The sequence below is a fragment of the Streptomyces sp. NPDC053079 genome, from assembly GCF_044546695.1.
GTDB lineage: Bacteria > Actinomycetota > Actinomycetes > Streptomycetales > Streptomycetaceae > Streptomyces.
Genome location: NZ_JBITZJ010000005.1, coordinates 138,181 through 155,120, shown reverse-complemented (window position 1 = coordinate 155,120; position 16,940 = coordinate 138,181). Strand labels below are relative to the sequence as shown.

18 protein-coding genes and 1 tRNA gene are annotated in these 16,940 nt (G+C 72.2%); 7 read left to right on the top strand and 12 right to left on the bottom strand.

Annotation, left to right across the window (positions count from 1 at the left end):
* Positions 1–38: 38 nt before the first annotated feature.
* A complete protein-coding gene (locus ACIGXW_RS19705; RefSeq protein WP_399574182.1) occupies positions 39–629 on the bottom strand; it encodes a lytic polysaccharide monooxygenase in 591 nt (196 codons plus the stop codon).
* Positions 630–775: 146 nt separating this feature from the next.
* Positions 776–1,543 carry a C40 family peptidase gene (locus tag ACIGXW_RS19700; protein WP_399574180.1) on the bottom strand — a complete coding sequence of 256 codons (768 nt, stop codon included), beginning with the start codon at positions 1,541–1,543 and terminating at the stop codon, positions 776–778.
* A 180-nt stretch (positions 1,544–1,723) separates the two neighbouring features.
* Here ACIGXW_RS19700 and ACIGXW_RS19695 point away from each other — a divergent pair.
* From ACIGXW_RS19695 to ACIGXW_RS19685, 3 genes are all read left to right on the top strand, one after another.
* Positions 1,724–1,797 (top strand) — tRNA-Lys (locus tag ACIGXW_RS19695).
* 336 nt (positions 1,798–2,133) lie between these two features.
* Positions 2,134–3,990: a glycosyltransferase family 2 protein gene (locus ACIGXW_RS19690; protein ID WP_399574179.1), complete on the top strand. Its 1,857-nt coding sequence runs from the start codon at positions 2,134–2,136 to the stop codon at positions 3,988–3,990.
* Positions 3,987–5,951, top strand: a complete 1,965-nt coding sequence (locus ACIGXW_RS19685; RefSeq protein ID WP_399574178.1) for a galactose oxidase-like domain-containing protein — start codon at positions 3,987–3,989, stop codon at positions 5,949–5,951. The genes ACIGXW_RS19690 and ACIGXW_RS19685 overlap by 4 nt, the downstream gene beginning before the upstream one ends.
* A gap of 36 nt (positions 5,952–5,987) precedes the next feature.
* Here the strand turns inward: ACIGXW_RS19685 and ACIGXW_RS19680 are convergent, their stop codons facing one another.
* The 6 genes from ACIGXW_RS19680 to ACIGXW_RS19655 form a co-directional block, all read right to left on the bottom strand.
* Positions 5,988–7,037, bottom strand: a complete 1,050-nt coding sequence (locus ACIGXW_RS19680) for a glycoside hydrolase family 6 protein (protein WP_399574177.1) — start codon at positions 7,035–7,037, stop codon at positions 5,988–5,990.
* A gap of 141 nt (positions 7,038–7,178) precedes the next feature.
* Positions 7,179–7,844: a class F sortase gene (locus ACIGXW_RS19675; protein WP_071963581.1), complete on the bottom strand. Its 666-nt coding sequence runs from the start codon at positions 7,842–7,844 to the stop codon at positions 7,179–7,181.
* A gap of 31 nt (positions 7,845–7,875) precedes the next feature.
* Positions 7,876–8,535, bottom strand: coding sequence for a hypothetical protein (locus tag ACIGXW_RS19670; protein WP_399574176.1), 660 nt, complete (start codon positions 8,533–8,535; stop codon positions 7,876–7,878).
* A gap of 121 nt (positions 8,536–8,656) precedes the next feature.
* Complete coding sequence (locus ACIGXW_RS19665; protein ID WP_399574175.1) at positions 8,657–9,436, bottom strand: HAD-IIA family hydrolase; 780 nt, start codon at positions 9,434–9,436, stop codon at positions 8,657–8,659.
* 136 nt (positions 9,437–9,572) lie between these two features.
* Positions 9,573–10,415, bottom strand: coding sequence for a hypothetical protein (locus ACIGXW_RS19660; protein ID WP_399574174.1), 843 nt, complete (start codon positions 10,413–10,415; stop codon positions 9,573–9,575).
* A gap of 104 nt (positions 10,416–10,519) precedes the next feature.
* Entirely contained in the window at positions 10,520–11,668 is a 1,149-nt protein-coding gene (locus tag ACIGXW_RS19655; protein ID WP_399574173.1) for an ROK family protein, read from the bottom strand.
* Positions 11,669–11,725: 57 nt separating this feature from the next.
* On the opposite strand from ACIGXW_RS19655, the gene ACIGXW_RS19650 reads away from it, so the two are divergent.
* Positions 11,726–12,832 carry a Gfo/Idh/MocA family oxidoreductase gene (locus ACIGXW_RS19650; protein WP_399574172.1) on the top strand — a complete coding sequence of 369 codons (1,107 nt, stop codon included), beginning with the start codon at positions 11,726–11,728 and terminating at the stop codon, positions 12,830–12,832.
* Here ACIGXW_RS19650 and ACIGXW_RS19645 read toward each other — a convergent pair.
* The 4 genes from ACIGXW_RS19645 to ACIGXW_RS19630 all read right to left on the bottom strand — a co-directional run bounded on the left by ACIGXW_RS19645 (position 12,829) and on the right by ACIGXW_RS19630 (position 15,605).
* Positions 12,829–13,701: a polysaccharide deacetylase family protein gene (locus ACIGXW_RS19645; protein ID WP_399574171.1), complete on the bottom strand. Its 873-nt coding sequence runs from the start codon at positions 13,699–13,701 to the stop codon at positions 12,829–12,831. The genes ACIGXW_RS19650 and ACIGXW_RS19645 overlap by 4 nt on opposite strands.
* Positions 13,702–13,718: 17 nt before the next feature.
* Entirely contained in the window at positions 13,719–13,991 is a 273-nt protein-coding gene (locus ACIGXW_RS19640) for a DUF6255 family natural product biosynthesis protein (protein WP_399574170.1), read from the bottom strand.
* Entirely contained in the window at positions 13,988–14,284 is a 297-nt protein-coding gene (locus ACIGXW_RS19635) for a hypothetical protein (protein WP_399574169.1), read from the bottom strand. The genes ACIGXW_RS19640 and ACIGXW_RS19635 overlap by 4 nt, the downstream gene beginning before the upstream one ends.
* 109 nt (positions 14,285–14,393) lie before the next feature.
* Complete coding sequence (locus ACIGXW_RS19630) at positions 14,394–15,605, bottom strand: helix-turn-helix domain-containing protein (RefSeq protein WP_399574168.1); 1,212 nt, start codon at positions 15,603–15,605, stop codon at positions 14,394–14,396.
* A 109-nt stretch (positions 15,606–15,714) separates the two neighbouring features.
* Between ACIGXW_RS19630 and ACIGXW_RS19625 the strand changes: the two genes are divergently transcribed.
* The 3 genes from ACIGXW_RS19625 (at position 15,715) to ACIGXW_RS19615 (ending at position 16,940) form a co-directional block, all read left to right on the top strand.
* The gene (locus ACIGXW_RS19625; RefSeq protein WP_177337959.1) at positions 15,715–16,116 is read left to right on the top strand and encodes an AraC family transcriptional regulator; all 402 of its coding nucleotides are present in this window, start codon (positions 15,715–15,717) and stop codon (positions 16,114–16,116) included.
* 62 nt (positions 16,117–16,178) lie between these two features.
* On the top strand, positions 16,179–16,589 hold the full coding sequence (locus ACIGXW_RS19620; protein ID WP_071963591.1) for a VOC family protein: 411 nt from the start codon (positions 16,179–16,181) through the stop codon (positions 16,587–16,589).
* Between the two features lie 48 nt (positions 16,590–16,637).
* Entirely contained in the window at positions 16,638–16,940 is a 303-nt protein-coding gene (locus ACIGXW_RS19615; RefSeq protein WP_399574167.1) for a hypothetical protein, read from the top strand.

The window sequence follows — 16,940 nt, the reverse complement described above, 5'->3', positions numbered from 1 at the left end:
CCCGCGCGCGGCCGCCCCTTCGCGGAATCGGACGTCTTTCAGAACCGGACGTCGGAACAGGCGTAGAACGCGTTGCCCGTGTCGGCGATGGTCCACACGGCCACGACCAACTGCTTGCCGGCCCTCCCGGAGGGGAGGGTGCCCTGGTGGGTGACGGTGGCGTCGGGTACCCGGCCGCCGTAGGGGACGGTCAGGAACGGCTGGGTGTCGAGTGCCGCGCGGGTGAGCGGCTTGGTGGGGTCGTAGCCGCTATGGGTGAGGTAGTAGCGGAAGTCGGTGGTGGCGTGGCGGGCGGTGAGCTTCCAGCGGAAGTCCAGCTTCTGGCCCGCCGTGACCTGGGTGGCCGGCCAGTTGCCGGCGCGAGGGTCGTCGAGTTCGGCGAAGCGGCTGTTGCCGCCCGCACAGATGGTGCCGTCGGCGGGGCCGCGGGCCGGGAAGCCCTTGGGGCCCTCGACGGACTGGGGCTCCCACTGGATTTCGCCACAGTTCTGCACCGTGCCCTTGGCACAGAACACCTGGCGGCTGGTGGGCGAGTCGGTGTAGCCGTGGCTGCCGGCGCTCGTGGTGGAGAAGAGCGAGACACAGGCGACGCCTAAGCCGATGAGCGCCGCACTGATCTTTTTGCGCATACGTCACTCCTCGAGAACGTGGGGGGTTCTGTGAGTCGAGTGGACTGCGGTCTAGACCAAGGCGGAGGCTAGTACCGGCCGATAGTCATGTCCAGGCCAAAAGCGCGCCCTTGACACGCTTCGTTACCCCATCGCCGCGCGGTGGCTCAGCGTACGGGCCGGTTCTTCGCCGGCTTGGGCCGGACGGGTGACGGCCGGCCGTACATATGGGCGTCGTAGAAGGAGAAGCCGGAGACGCGGACCTTGGTCCCGGGGCGCGCCGCCTCGATGTACCGCCCGCCGCCCACGTAGATCGCCACGTGGTGGACGCCGGACGCCCGGCCGTTGGTGGACCAGAAGACGAGGTCGCCCCGGCGCAGCGCGCTGCGCGGGATGCGCAGGGTGGCGCGGTACTGGTCGGCCGCCACGCGCGGCAGCCGGATGCCCGCCCGGCGGTAGGCCTGCTGGACGAGCCCGGAGCAGTCCCAGCGCTGCGGGCCGTCGCCGCCGTAGCCGTACGGTTCCCCGATCTGGCGGAGGGCGAAGGCGATGGCGCGCTCCAGGTCCCGCGCGGCGACCTCGTCCGGCGCGTCGGCCGCTTCCGCGGCTTCAGGCCCTTCCGGCTCTTCCACCACGTTCAGCACGTCGACCTCGTCCGGCAGGTCCACCACCTTGGGCTCTTCGGGGGCCCCGGGGACCTCCTGCGCACCGGTAGCCTCGCGCGTCTCGTGCATCCCGGGAGCAGCGGTCTCGCCGGGTTCCTGGCTCGGGGTGGGGGTGGGATCGGGCGGGTCGGCGGTCGCCGGGGTGGCGCCCGAGCCCGCGATCACCGCGGCGCCCACGGCCGCGACCAGGGCGCCCCGTGCGCCGCGCGGCCGCCGCCGGGCGCCCTCGCCGGGCATCTCTTCCGGTATGTCGTCTATGTCGTCGGGCATCTCCCTGCTGCCTTTCCGTCGGTCCACCCCCTCCGGCATCGCTCGGCACAGCTTCTCAACGGCCGAAACAGACCGCATGTCGCCTATTGATTACCGTACGTAAGGATTGTCCGGGTAAGGGTCCCGGGAAGGTGGTCCGGAGCACCCCCGGGAATCAGGTAGAGTTTTCTCTGTCAGCACGCGCCGCTAGCTCAGTTGGTTAGAGCAGCTGACTCTTAATCAGCGGGTCCGGGGTTCGAGTCCCTGGCGGCGCACGCGAGACTCAGGGCTCCTCATCGATGATGAGGAGCCCTGAGTCGTTCTCTGAGCGATGCGAACACACAAGCGTGTCAGATGTGACCACTTAAGCAACGTTCGTACGCATCTTCGTTCGACGTACCGCTTTGCCCGGTAAACACCTTGTTTCACCCTTGCGATCATGATGCGCGGTCCGAGATCCTGAAACGCACAGCTACACCCAATGTCACGTGATGACCAGTGAGTTGGGTGGTGCCGGGGGGAGCCGGCACCGGCACGCCCGTACGGTCAAGGGGGGTCGGCGGGCATGAACTGGCACACACGCACTCACCATGCGTGCGGGGGGATGACTCATGACGTCCATGCCTGCCGACGCCCGGCAGCAGACTTACGATCCATCGGTGACGACGCGCGTGCGCGTCCCCTCCCCGGCCTCCCCGGCCGGCGCGGGAGACCGCCCGCAGCAGCCGGAGCCGCCCCGGACCCCGCCGCCGCACCATCGCGAGCCGCTCCCGCGCTTCGACTACGAGCACTACAGCCGTCTGGCCGGCCCGCTGACCGACCCCGACCCGGGCCCCGGCCCCTACCGCGTCCGCTACCGCAGCCTGCTGGCGGACGAGCCGCACCGCATCCAGGCTGCGCTGCTGCTGGGGGCGGCGCCCGTGGTCTCGCTCGCGCTGCTGGTGTGGCTGATGCAGCCCTCGCACTGGACCCAGCGGGAGAACGGCTCCCTGCTGATGCGGGTCCTGGACACCGTGATGCTGGTGTCCATCGGACTGATCGAGCTGTTCCGCACCATGAACGTCACCTCCAACGCCCATGCCACCCTGGTGGCCCGTGATCCGATACCGGTGGTCCCCGAGACCGGCACCAAGGTCGCCTTCCTGACCTCCTTCGTGCCCGGCAAGGAGCCGATCGAGATGGTCACCAGGACCCTCGAGGCGGCCGTGCGCGTGCGCCATCGCGGCCCGGTCCACGTCTGGCTGCTGGATGAGGGGGACGACCCCGAGGTCAAGGCCGTCTGCGCACGGCTGGGCGTGCGCCATTTCTCCCGCAAGGGCATCGCGAAGTGGAATCAGCAGAAGGGCCCGCACCGGGCGAAGACCAAACACGGGAATTACAACGCCTGGCTCGACGCCCACGGCGACGAGTACGACTTCTTCGCCTCCGTCGATACCGACCACGTCCCCCTTCCCAACTTCCTCGAGCGGATGCTCGGTTACTTCCGTGACCCCGATGTCGCCTTTGTCGTTGGACCTCAGGTGTACGGGAACTACGACGCGGCGGTCACCAAGGCCGCCGAAAGCCAGCAGTTCCTCTTCCACGCCCTCATCCAGCGCGCCGGCAATCGCTATGGCGCGCCCATGTTCGTCGGCACCAACAACGCCGTGCGCATCAGCGCGCTCAAGGGCATCGGCGGTCTGTACGACTCGATCACCGAGGACATGGCCACCGGCTTCGAGCTGCACCGGCACCGCAATCCCGGCACGGGCAGGAAGTGGCGCTCGGTCTACACCCCGGACGTCCTCGCCGTGGGCGAGGGGCCGAACGCCTGGACGGACTTCTTCACCCAGCAGCTGCGCTGGTCCCGGGGCACGTACGAGACCATCCTCAAGCAGTACTGGAAAGGCCCCTTCAGCCTCTCCCCGGGGAAGTTCCTCAACTACACCCTGATGGTCATCTACTACCCCATGACGGCGATCAACTGGATGCTCGGCGCTCTCAGTTGCGCCCTCTTCCTGGGGATGGGCGCCTCCGGCATCTCGATCAATTCCGAGATCTGGATGATGCTCTACAGCGACGCGGCGGCCCTGCAGATCGGCCTCTACATCTGGAACCGCCGGCACAACGTCTCCCCGCACGAGCCCGAGGGCTCGGGCGGGCTCGCCGGCATGGTGATGTCCGCGCTCTCCGCGCCGATCTACGCCCGTTCGCTCACCGACGCCCTGCTGCGCCGCAAGAGCAGGTTCGTGGTGACCCCCAAGGGCGACTCGGCCAGCCCCGACACCCTCTTCGGCACCTTCCGCATCCACCTCTTCTTCTTGCTGGTCTTCGGCGGGTCGCTGGTGGCGTCCTTCGTCCTCGGCCACACCCATGTCGCGATGCGCACCTGGGCGTCGCTGGCGCTGGCGGTCACCGTGGCCCCGATCCTCGCGTGGTGGTGGACCGTGTACCGCGCCAAGCATCCCGAGGGGGCCCGCCGGTCATGAGATTCCAGCCGAGCCGCCGCACCCGCCGCACAGCGGTCGGTGCGGCGGTCTTCATCGTCCTGGCGGGCATGAACGGGCCGGCGATCTGGGGATACGCCGCCACCCGATACCACGATTACAAAATCAATCAGACCGCTTACAAGGCGAAGAACGGCCACTGGGACGTCGTGGACGTCCCCAGGGAATACCGGATCAACACGATTCACGCGGCGCTGCTGCACACCGGCAAGGTGCTGCTGGTGGCGGGCTCCGGGAACAACGCCGCGAATTTCAAGGCCAAGTCCTTCCGCACGGTCCTGTGGGACCCGCGCAAGGACACCTTCAAGAACATCCCCACGCCCAAGGACCTGTTCTGCGCCGGCCACACCCAGCTGGCCGACGGAAAGCTCCTGGTGGCCGGCGGCACCCAGCGCTACGAAAAGCTGGACGGCGACGTCACCAAGGCCGGCGGCCTGATGGTCGTCCACAACGAGAACCCCGACAAGCCGATGACCTTCCCGGCCGGCACCCGCTTCACCGGCAAGGCCAGCCGCAAGACCTTCGAGTCCAAGGACGCCGTGCTCGTGCCCCGCGCCAAGAAGGAGGGCGAGGGCGACCAGGTCAAGGTCACGGCCAGCACCGCACGCGTCTATGTGGAGGCGCTGGAGAAGGGCCACGAGTACGAGACCGGGGCCACCGACAATTTCCGTATCGAGGGGCTCTCCGGCGCCGACGCCCAGAACTCCTACGGCATCGCCAACAAACTCTCCTTCGACAAGAAGGACTTCCAGGGCATCAGGGACTCCTTCGAATTCGATCCGGTCGCCGAGCGCTACGTCACGGTCGACCCGATGGAGGAGGCCCGCTGGTACCCGACCCTGACGACCCTTCAGGACGGCAGGGTGCTGTCGGTCTCCGGGCTGGACGAGATCGGCCAGGTCGTCCCCGGCAAGAACGAGATCTACGACCCGGCCACCAAGAAGTGGTCCTACCTGCCCAAGGAGCGGTTCTTCCCCACCTACCCCGCCCTCTTCCTCGCCGGCAAGGACAAGGTCTTCTACACCGGCTCCAACGCGGGCTACGGCCCGGCCGACAAGGGCCGGGTGCCCGGCCTGTGGGACGTGGCGAGCAACGAGTTCACCGAGGTGCCCGGCATCAGCGACCCGCAGATCCTGGAGACCTCGATGTCCGTGCTGCTCCCGCCCGCCCAGCAGCAGCGGTACATGGTGCTCGGGGGCGGCGGCGTCGGCGAGGACCGCAAGTCCACCGCCAAGACCCGCATCGTCGACCTGCGCGACGAGAAGCCCCGCTTCCACGACGGACCCGACCTCTACGCCAAGGTCCGATATCCCAGCAGCGTCATCCTGCCCGACGACACGGTGCTGACCACCAACGGCTCGGGCGACTACCGGGGCCGCAGCGACTCCAACGTCCTGAAGGCCGAGCTCTACGACCCCAGGACCAACTCCACGCGCCCGGTCGCCGACCCGCTGGTGGGCCGCAACTACCACTCCGGGGCGCTGCTGCTGCCCGACGGGCGCGTGATGACCTTCGGCTCCGACTCTCTGTTCGGGGACGCCGACAACACCAAGATGGGGACGTTCCAGCAGCAGATCGACCTCTACACCCCGCCCTACCGCTTCCGCGAGGCGCGCCCCGAGATCAAGGACACCGGGCCCCGGACCGTGGGGCTCGGGGAGCGGACCACGTACCGGACCAGCGATCCGAAGGGCATCTCCAGGGCGCGGCTCATCCGGCCGGGATCGTTCACCCATGTCACCAACATCGAGCAGCGCTCGATCGCCCTGGACATGGAGAAGTCGGCGAACGGCGTCACCCTCACCGTCCCCAAGGACCCGTCCCTGGTGCCCCCCGGCTGGTACATGCTCCATGTGATCGACGGGAAGGGGACGCCCTCGGAGGCGGTGTGGGTCAAGGTCCCGGTGGCCGAGAGCGCTCCGGTGGCCGAGGAGACGTCCTGAGACAGGGAGACGTCCCAAGGGTGGGGGCCGGCGGGCTCAGCGGGCGTTGCGGGCCAGTTCGAGGGCGTAGGTCTCCCACCACTGGCCGGCGTCCGGGCCGCCCTTGCAGGCGCCGTCGGACTCCCCCGGCCGCTTGACCCACAGATAGGCGTCGACCTGGGCGTCGCCGGTGCGGGTGGTCGGGGGCTCGCCCAGGGCCCGGCCGGAGGGGTTGCACCAGGCCTTCTCGTGGTCGGCGCCGGACAGCGGGCCGTTGCCGTTGCGGCTGGTGTCGATGACGAAGTGCTTGCCGCCCACGAGGCGGGAGAGCCGGTGGCCGTATTCCTTGCTGTCGGCGGTGGTCTGGAAGTTGGAGACGTTCAGCGCGAAGCCGTCGGCCTGCTCGATGCCGGCCCGTCGCAGCGGCTCGGCCATGCGGTCGACGGGGGTGACCCAGCTGGGGTTGCCGGCGTCCAGATAGACCTTGGTCCTCGGCAGCGCCTTCAGCTTGCCGACGGCGTCCTTGAGGAGGGCGAACCGCTCCTCGTGGTACTCCTGCGGTGTGCAGCCGTCCTCCATGTGCGGCAGGGCGTCCGGCTCCAGGACGACGGTGGCGGCGCGGTCGCCGATGCCCCTGACCGCCCGGTCCAGCCAGGCGCGGTAGGCGTCGCCGTCGGAGGCGCCGCCCTGGGAGTACTGCCCGCAGTCGCGGTGCGGGATGTTGTAGAGCACCAGCAGGGCGTCCCGGTCGGCCTTGGCGGCGGCCTCGGTGAAGCCGCGGGTCTGGCTCTCGGGGTCGTCGATGCCCACCCACTCGGCCACCGGCTGGCTCGCGATCTTCTGGAGCAGCTCGGCGTCGCCCTGCTGGCCCTTGCCGTGCAGCCGGGCGGCCTCCCGGGCCGCCCTGCCGTCCGGGTTCACCCAGAACGGTGAGCGGGCCTTGGGCTGCTGGGAGGGGGCCGTGGGGGCCGAGGGCGCGGCCTTCTTCGGCTCGTCGTCCGAGGAGGAGCAGCCGGCGACCGCGAGGAGCAGGAGCACCCCTGCCGCCGCCGTGCGGGCCAGCGCCCTGCGGCTGCGGCGCCTGGGGCCGGTGTTGCTGCCGTACATCCACTCCCCCTTGGGTGTACTGCCGGTGGAGGTGCCGTTGGAGGTGCTGTCCCATGCTGGCACAGACGTGCCCACGGCCGTGGGCGGTCATGCCACGACACGGGCCGTGGTCGCCCTCTTGGGCGACGTCCGTTCGACTCCTCACCGGGACCGGGAGACGCCGGTCAGATAGGCGGAGACGACGATGTTGGCGCTGTAGGAGCGGCGGGCACGGTCGTAGTCGCCGCCGCAGGTGATCAGGCGCAGCTCGGCGCGGCCCTGTTCGCGGGGGCCGTAGACCTTCGCGGCGTCGAAGCGGTCCTTGGTGAAGACGGAGACGTCCTCGACGGTGAACTCGGCCGTGGTGCCGTCCGCGCGGTCGACGCCGATCCGCTGGCCGCGCCGGAGGGTGCCCAGTTCGTAGAAGACGCCGGGTGCGCGGTCGGTGTCCAGGTGCCCGACGAGGACGGCCGGGCCCGGGGCGCCGGGTGCCGGGCCGTCGCGGTACCAGGCGACGGCGGCGGCGCGCTCGTACGGAGGCGGCTCGACGGCGCCCGCGCGGTTGAGGCCGTGTTCCTCGACGGCGGCGCGGACGTTGGTCGCCTTGATGGTCAGGTGCTCCGGGCGGGCGGTGGTCAGGGGCCGGTGGGGCGGGGGCAGGGCCGCGCCGGCCGGGCGGCCCACGGCGGCGACGTCCCCGGTCGTGGGGGAGACGGCCAGCGGCACTTCGGTGATGTCCCGGCCCCACAGCCACAGGGCCACCAGCAGTGCGGCCCAGGCCGCCCCGGTCAGGAGGCGGCCGGCTCCGCTCGTAGGGGCTTCGGACATGGCAACGGGTCGCTTTCCTGGTCGCGGGGGCTCACCGCTGTGTCGCGTTGGTGCGCCGCCGGTACCAGATCAGGGCGCCGGCGATGGCCGCGGTGGTGCCGGCCAGGACGAGGCCGGGGGTGTCGGGGGCCTCGGCGGTGGCCCCGGGGGCGGTGCCGCCGGCTCCGGCGGGGACGGGGGCGATGGGTGAGGAGTGCGCGTAGGGGTCCCGGCCGTCCTGATCGCCGCGCTCACCACGGTCGTGGTCACGTCGGTCGTGGTCGGTACGGCCATCGGAGTGGTCGGAGCCGCCCATGTGGTCGCCGCGGGCGTCGGAGCGGTCGCTGATGTCGCTGCCGTCGGTGACGACGGTCAGCTTGCCGACGGCCGTGGCGTCGTAGCCGTCGCAGTGGACACGGACCGGGTAGGTCCCGGCGGGCACGGTCTCGCGGACGGTGGCCTCGGCGAACATGCCGGCCGAGTCCTTGGCGAGCTTGGCGTCGGCGACGAACGCCTCGGAGGTGGCGGTCGCCCGTTGGCTCGCGCAGCCCGAGACGCGCAGCTGCACCTCGGCGCCGGGTCTGCTGGTGACAGGGGTGAGCTCAATGGTTCCGGACATGGTGACGGGGCCGTCATGGGCATGGGCGGGAACCGCGCAGACGGCGGCGGCGGCCGTCAGGGCGCCGCAGAGGGCGAAGCGGACTGAAGCCATGGTGAACCTCCTGATATCCAGAGGTTCACCGGCGGGGCGGGGGCTCGCATCCGCTCCGTAGCGCTATTGCTCCATTTGGCGACCGCCGGAGGCCCTTCGGGCCTCCGGCGGTCCGGCGGGCTCAGATCAGCTCGACGAGGTCCGCGATGGAGTCGACCACCCAGGACGGCCGGAAGGGGTGGAGGTCGACCTCCTCGGCCCGGGTCAGGCCGGTCAGGACCAGGAACGTCTCCATGCCCGCCTCCAGTCCGGCCAGGATGTCGGTGTCCATCCGGTCGCCGATCATGGCGCTGCTCTCGGAGTGGGCGCCGATGGCGTTGAGCCCGGCGCGCATCATCAGCGGGTTGGGCTTGCCGACGAAGTAGGGCTCGCGGCCGGTCGCCTTGGTGATCAGGGCGGCGACGGAGCCGGTCGCGGGCAGCGCGCCCTCGGCGGAGGGGCCGGTCTCGTCGGGGTTGGTGGCGATGAAGCGGGCGCCGGCGTTGATCAGCCGGATGGCCTTGGTGAGGGCCTCGAAGCTGTACGTGCGGGTCTCCCCGAGCACCACGTAGTCGGGGTCGGCGTCGGTGAGGACGTAGCCGATGTCGTGCAGGGCCGTGGTCAGCCCGGCCTCGCCGATGACGTAGGCGGTGCCGCCGGGGCGCTGGTCGTCCAGGAACTTGGCAGTGGCCAGGGCGGAGGTCCAGATGTTGGCGACCGGCACGTCCAGGCCGATGCGCTGGAGGCGGGCGTGCAGGTCTCGGGGGGTGTAGATCGAGTTGTTGGTCAGCACGAGAAAGGGCTTGCCCGACTCTCGGAGGCCCTTGATGAAGGCGTCCGCACCGGGCACCGGAATGCCCTCGTGCATCAGGACACCGTCCATGTCGGTGAGCCAGGACTCGATCGGCTTGCGCTCTGCCACTGCGGGACTCCTGCCGTGCTGTGCCCATCGCTGGGACCCGGGGACGCCGGGACGGCACAGCTCGTGCGCCGTCCCGACACCCCCAGCGTAAACAGTGGTCCGTGCGGGCCTTCCGGGTGACGGCCGGTGGCCCGGTTCAGCGGGGGCGGCGGGCCAGCCGGCGGGCGCCGAGCACCAGCGCCGAGCCGCCGGCCAGCAGGGCGCAGGCGGTGGCGCCCAGGCCGGCCAGGGGCAGGGAGTCGCCCGTGTCGGCGAGGACGGGTGGGGCGTCGTCGTCGTGCCGGCCGGTCGCGGGGGCGCCGGGCGCCGACCGGGCGGTGCCCTCGGGGCGGGCGGCGGGGGCGGGCGCCACCTGCTCGACGGCGAAGGTGTAGTCGTCGGACTCCCCCACCCAGGCGCCGTCGTCCCCGCGCTTCTGCACCGCCGTGACGTTGGCGGTGACCGGGCCTTCGGGCGCCTTGTCGGTGAAGGTCAGCCGCAGCGGGACGGTGACGGCGCCGTTCGGGGGCACGACGAAGCCGGGGAAGCCGGCGGAGTCGGCGGCGCCGGGCGAACGGCCGTCCAGCACCCCGACGTTCTCGGCCTCGTCGGTCCGCTCGAAGGCGACGGGCAGCCAGCGCGAGCTGCCCGGGTCGTAGAAGTCCAGGTGGAAGTGGGCGGGTTCGAGCGCGCGGCCCTTGTCGGCGAGGACGGCGACGGGGTGCACGGCCCGGCACTCGGCCGCCGTGGCGTTGCGCAGCTCCAGCTGCCAGGTCCGCGGTGCGCCGCCGCGCGCGTACACCTCCGGTCCGCCGCTCAGCCGTGAGGTGATGGGGAATTGCGCGCTGCGGGGGTCGCCGCAGTGCGGCTGCGGGGTGTCGGCGGGGGTGCGGGCGGCGCCGGCGGCCGCGCCGAGCGTCAGGACGGCGGCGGCGATGAGGAGGGCTCGCCGGAGGGGCCCCGGCAGGCGGGGCGGGGACAACGCGGACATCGCAGCCATCGCGGGACCTTTGCGGGTGGGGGCTCCGGCGGTCGTACGGGCTCATCCCATCCGCTCGTACCGGCCGCCCGTCGCGCCGCGCGGCGCGTGCGTCCGACCGGGCGTCAGATGCCACCCGGTAGGCCGATTGTCGTTTCATCCGGCCGGGGGCCCGTGGTGGCGGGGGCCGGTCCGGGGCGGCCGAACAGCGGGGCGAGGACGAGCTCGGCCGCGCCCTCGACGACGGTGCGCTCCGCGGCGGGGGTGACCGCCACGGGGACGCCGGCGGGGAGTTCGGCGCGCACGCCCTCCACGTAGCGCCCGGCGTCGGCCAGGACGGTGCGGCCGCCGAGCAGGACGAGGTCGATGTCCAGCAGCTGGACGAGGTTGGCGGCGGCGACGCCCAGGAGGCGGGCGGCGCGGGGGGTGTCGCCCTCGGCGACGGCCCGCAGGCACAGGACCTCGACGCAGCCGCGCCGGCCGCAGGGGCACAGGGGCCCGTCCAGCCGCAGCACCTGGTGTCCGAACTCCCCCGCCGCGGTCCTGGCTCCCCGGTGGACGTCGCCGCCGAGGACCAGGCCGGCGCCGAGGCCGGTGCCGAGGTGGAGGTAGGCGAAGGAGCCCGCGCCGCGGTCGCCGGCGTGGGGGCGGCGCAGGAGGCCGAGGGCCGCGGCGTTGGTGTCCTTGTCCAGGACGACGGGCAGGCCGAGGCGGCGGGCGAGGGCGTCGCGCAGCGGGAAGCCGTCCCACTGCGGGAAGCCGGTGACGCGGTGCAGCACCCCGCAGCGGTGGTCGAGGGGGCCGGGGGCGGCGACGCCGACGCCCAGGACGTCCGGGGCGGCCGCCGGTGCCGGCAGGGCGCTCACCTCGGCCGCCACCGCGTCGAGCACCGCCGGTGCGCCCGCGCCGAAGGCCAGCGGTGCGGTGCGGGTGGCGACGGGGGCGCCCGCGAGGTCGACCAGGGTGGCGGTGACGGTATCGCGGTCGAGGTGGAGGCCGATGGCGTGCGCCGCGCCGGGCAGCAGGCGCCAGGCGGTCGCCGGCTTGCCGCCCGTGGAGGTGCGGCGGCCCGCCTCGGCCGCGAGGCCGTCCGCCCGCAGCCGGGCGCTGATCTTGCTGACGGCCTGGGGGGTCAGTCCGGCGCCCGCGGCCAGCTCCGCCCGGCTGGCGCCGCGCTCGCCGGCGTCGCGCAGCAGCCCGAGCACGACGGCGGTGTTGTTCTCGCGCAGGGCGGCGAGGTTGGCGCCGGGACGGCCGGTGCGGAGGATGTTCACACCGGCCATTCTCCCCTCCGCTTGCACTTACGCAACACTGTTGCCAAAGTGAGGTTCATGGACGACACCACCGGCACCCCGCATGCCCCCTTCCGCGTCGGCCTCATCGGCTACGGCCTCGCGGGCTCGGTCTTCCACGCCCCGCTCATCGCCGCGGCGGACGGGCTGGTCCTCGACACGGTGGTGACCTCCAGCCCCGAGCGCCAGGAGCAGGCCCGCGCCGAGCACCCGCGGGTGCGTACCGTCGCCGGCACCGACGAGCTGTTCGCCCGCGCCGGCGAGCTCGACCTGATCGTCATCGCCTCCCCCAACCGCACCCACGTGCCGCTCGCCCGCACGGCCCTCGAGGCCGGGCTGCCGGTCGTCGTCGACAAGCCGCTCGCCGCGACCGCCGCCGAGGCCGATTCGCTGGCCGCGCTCGCCGACAGCCGCGGCCTGCTGCTCAGCGCCTTCCAGAACCGCCGCTGGGACAACGACTTCCGCACCGTCTCCCGGCTCGTCGCCGACGGCGCGCTCGGCGAGGTCCAGCGCTTCGAGTCCCGCTTCGAGCGCTGGCGGCCCCGCCCCAAGGGCGGCTGGCGCGAGTCCGGCGACCCGGCGGAGATCGGCGGCCTCCTCTACGACCTGGGCAGCCACCTCGTCGACCAGGCCCTGACCCTCTTCGGCCCGGCCACCGGCGTCTACGCCGAGACGGACGTGCGCCGGGCGGGCGCCGAGACCGACGACGACACCTTCATCGCGCTCACCCACCGCGGCGGCGTCCGCTCCCACCTGTGGATGAGCGCCACCACCGCCCAGCTCGGCCCCCGCTTCCGGGTGCTCGGCGACACCGCCGGCTACGTCAAGTACGGGCTCGACCCGCAGGAGGGCGCACTCCGCGAGGGCCTGCGGCCGGACGGCGCCACGCCCTGGGGCGTCGAGGCCGACTCCTCCTGGGGACGCCTGGGCGCGGGCGAGTCCCCGCTGACCGGCGGCGGCGAACCGGTGCCGACCCTGCCGGGCGACTACCCCGCCTACTACGCCGCGATCGCCGAGGCGCTGCGCACCGGCGGCCGGCCCCCGGTCACCGCCCGCGAGGCGGCGGCCGCCCTGCGCGTCCTGGAGGCGGCCAAGGCCTCGGCGGAGCAGGGCCGCACGATCGTCCTGGACGGGCCCGAGGCCTAGGCCGCCGGCCCGGCGGTCGTACGGGCGTAGTGCTCGGCGATCTCGTCGCTGGTCGTCAGCCACACCCCGGGGTGGCCGGCGATGTGCTCGAGTGCCTGGTCCAAGTACTTGTGCCGGAACGGCTGGTTGATGACGAACGGGTGCAGGACCAGCGACATCACCCGGCCGCTGTCCGCCGCGTCGGCGTACAGCTGCTCCAGCTGGTCCTTGACTATCTGTACGAAGTCCGGCCCGCTGAGGCTCTTGCCGACGAAGAGGCTGATGTCGTTCACCTCTATGGAATACGGCACGCTCAGCATCCCCGGTACGTTCAGCCGGTACGGCTGGTCGTCGTTCGACCAGTCCATCACATAGCTCAGACCGAGCTCGGCGAGCAGCTCCGGCGTCCGGAAGGTCTCGGTGAGCGCCGGCCCCAACCAGCCGCGCGGCCGGCGGCCGGTGGCCTTCTCGATGGTGCCGACCACCTCGGCCAGATAGGCGCGCTCCTCCTCGGCCGTCATGTCGGCCTGGAAGACCGAGTTGTTCTTGCCGTGCGCGGCCCACGCCCAGTCCCGGTCCCGGCCCGCCCGGATGATCTGCGGATAGCGCTCGGCGACGTCGGAGTTGAGCATCACGCTCGCCCGCATCCCGTGCCGGTCGAGGCTCTCGATGAGCCGCCAGATGCCCACCCGGGGCCCGTAATCGCGCCAGCCGTAGTTCAGCGGGTCGGGCGCCAGGTGCGCGGTGCCGGGGAAGATGCTCGTCGAGGGGCGGTCGACCTGGTAGTGCTCGACGTTCAGCCCGACGTAGAAGGCGACGCGGGCGCCCCCGGGCCAGTGGACCGGCTCGCGCTCGACGATGGGGCTGTAGGGGAAGAGTGCGTTGTCCATGTCCCCATGCTCGAACCTCACATTGGTGTGAGGGTCAAGGCGGGACGCCGACGCGACGATGCGGTGGCCATGGCCGCCGCCGCGTTGCGGTCCGCTGCGCGGCGGGCGGCGGGTGACGGGGTGACCGCGGCGGGCAGCCCGGAGGGGCGGAGGGCGGCGTAGTCCTCGAAGCGCCGGGTTCCGCAGCGGTCGCAGCGCGACTCGCCGCCGGTGCGGGTCCATCCCACGAGGTGGGGGCAGTTGCTCACGAGCCGCCCGGTGGCGCGGGCGGTGGCGGTACGGCGGCTCATCGGGCACGCCCGCCCGGCAGCAGGTGCGCGTCGCGGAAGTGCCGCCGCACGGCGATCGTGGCGTCGTCGGCCTCGCCGGCGTCGCCCCCGGCCACGGCCTCCCGCCGCGCCGCCTCCAGCTGCGCGCACTCCCCGCACCCGACGGGCGAGCGGGCCGCACTGCCGCGCAGACCGGCGGCGTCCCGCCCCTTGCCGCTGCGCCCGTTGACCTCGCGCACTTTCGCCCGGAGCTCCGCATCGCGCTCCTGCGGGGCGAAGGCGTGGCTGCTCGTCGGTTCGTCGGCGCTGTGCATGGCTGCTCCCCGGAGATCGGTGTTGATCGCCTGAACACGATGCGGCCTGGTGCGTCCCCGGGCCAGGGACGCGGTGTGCGAGTCGCCGGCGGGACTGGGACAGGGCGTCCTAGTCCTCGACCTCCAGCCGGAGGGCCAGGTCCTTGATGGGCGAGGTGCGGCGCAGCTCCCGCCCCCGCAGCTCGGCCACGAGGTGGCGGGAGGAGCCGTGGTAGCGCATCCACTCCGGCGCCGTCCGTTCCGCCGCCAGGAGGGCGCGGGTGGCGTCGCCGTCGCGGTTCATCTCCGCGTAGGCCTGGGCGCGGTCGAGGTAGTGCCGCGCGAGCCAGGTGGGCGGCAGGCCGGACAGGCCGGGGATGCGTGCGGCGTGGGTCAGGGCCTTGTCCGGCTTGCCCATGTCCACATAGGCGTTCACCGTGGCGACGCCGGCGTTCGTCGGGCCGAACGGGGTCGCGTAGTCAAGGCGGTCGGTGCCGATGCGGGCCGCCGCGGCGGAGGCGAGGGACAGCAGCTCCTCCGCCGTGTCGCCGCGGTCCGCCCGCACCGCGGCCGTCGCGCCGCGGAGCAGCAGGATGCCCCAGAGCGCGAGGTCCAGGGGAGCGGACCGGAAGCCCGGCTCGATGCGTTCCGCCATCCGCACGGCCACGCGCTCGGCGTCGGCGACGCGGCCTTGCTTGCAGAAGATCCACGACAGGGTGGAGATGCCGATGGCCTCCAGGTGCGGGTCGTCGGAACGCGCCGCGGCGTCCATGGACCGCTCCAGGGCGGTGTAGGCCGCGTCCTCCTTGCCGAAGGCGGTCAGGGTCGTGGCCGCGACCTGATACGCCTCGGCGAGCACGGCGTACGCGGCCGAGCGGTCCTCGCCCGTGAAGTGGCGCACCGCGGCGCGGCCGTCGGCGAGCAGCGTGGGGAGCAGGGCCGTGATCTTCGTCAGCTCGCCCCGACGGCGCACGCCCTCGGTGGTGCGGATGCTGCTGCGCAGCTGCCCGACCGTGGGCGGCGGGGTGTCGTCGTCCTCCCCGAGGCCGGGGAAGCCTGACAACGGGGTCACCGCCTGTCGCAGCGCGAGGATGCTGGGCGGCTCGGCGCCGGCGGACGACTCCAGCACGGCGGGCGGTCCGAGGAGGGCGGACGTCTCGATGTCCAGGGCGCGGGCCAGGCTGTTGAGGGTGGCCATGCGCGCCGTGAACCGCTGGTTCTGCTCCAGCTTGCGCACCGTGTCCACGCTGAGCCGGGCCTTCTCGGCCAGCCCTTCCTGGGTCAGCCCGCGCCGCACGCGCAGTTCGGCCAGCCGGTCTCCGAGGGTCGCCGCCACCGCCATGTCCCTGTCTGTCGGGAGAGTTGAACAGCCTCGACCCACAGTACGCCCGGCACGGGACGCGGACCGGCCCCTCACGGACCGGTCACCGGCAGGGCCGAACCGTGGTGTGATGGGCGCCGTGAACCGCGCCGTGGAAGAGACCAACCGCCGCATGCTGCGGGCCCGGGACGCGATGGACCGTGCCTACGCGCAGCCGCTGGACGTCCCGGCCCTGGCCCGGATCGCCCATGTGTCCCCGGCGCACTTCGCGCGGACCTTCCGGGCCACGTTCGGCGAGACACCGCACCGCTACCTCCAGCGCCGCCGTGTCGAGCGGGCGATGTTCCTGCTGCGGGAGACCGACCGCAGCGTGACGGACATCTGCTTCGAGGTCGGCTTCGGCAGCCCCGGCACCTTCAGCCGCACGTTCCGCGACATCGTCGGCCGGTCGCCGAGGGCGTACCGCAAGGAGGCGGCGCCCGTGGGCGTACCGACGTGCTTCACGATGGCGTGGACGCGGCCGAGCGCCTGACGACTGACGACTGAGCAGTTTTGGATAAGTTTCCGGCCGCCCCGCCCCGTAGCGTGATGCACATGTTCAACGCCATCACGCAATCGCAGATATACGTCCTCGACCAGGACGAGGCCCTCGACTTCTACGTCGGCAAGCTCGGCCTGGAGGTCGGCGCCGACGTCGACATGGGCTTCATGCGCTGGCTGACCGTCAGCGTCCCCGGCCACCCGGAGCGCCAGATCCTGCTGGAGAAGCCGGGCGCTCCGGCGATGTCCGAGGAGACGGCGCAGCAGGTCCGCGAGCTGGTGACCAAGGGGGCGATGGGCGGCTGGCTGATCTTCACCACGGACGACTGCCGCAAGACGTACGAGACGCTGCTGGGCCGGGGCGTCGAGTTCACCGAGGAGCCCACCGAGCGCCCGTACGGCATCGACTGCGGCCTCCGTGACCCCTTCGGCAACCGCATCCGCTTCACCCAGCCGAAGGGCTGAGGGCCTGAGGGGCCTCCCCGGAAAAGGGATGAACCATCCGGGGCCCTCATGCGTACACCTCACGTCTGGACCACCTGCGCCGAGACCGGCGCCGATGTCCCCGTCATCCGTGAGATCACCCTCGCGGCCTTCGAGACGCCTCTGCAGGCCGCCAAGGACAGGGGCGAGCGGTACGTCACCGTCCTCGGGCACCCGGCGTACTATCCGCGGTTCGGCTTCGGCCGGGCCTCGGCGTACGGCATCGGGGTGAGCTTCGACGTTCCGGACGAGGCCCTGATGGCCCTGGCCCTGGACGAGGCGCACCCGCTGCCGAGCGGCATCGTCCGCTACGCGGCCCCCTTCGGGATCTAG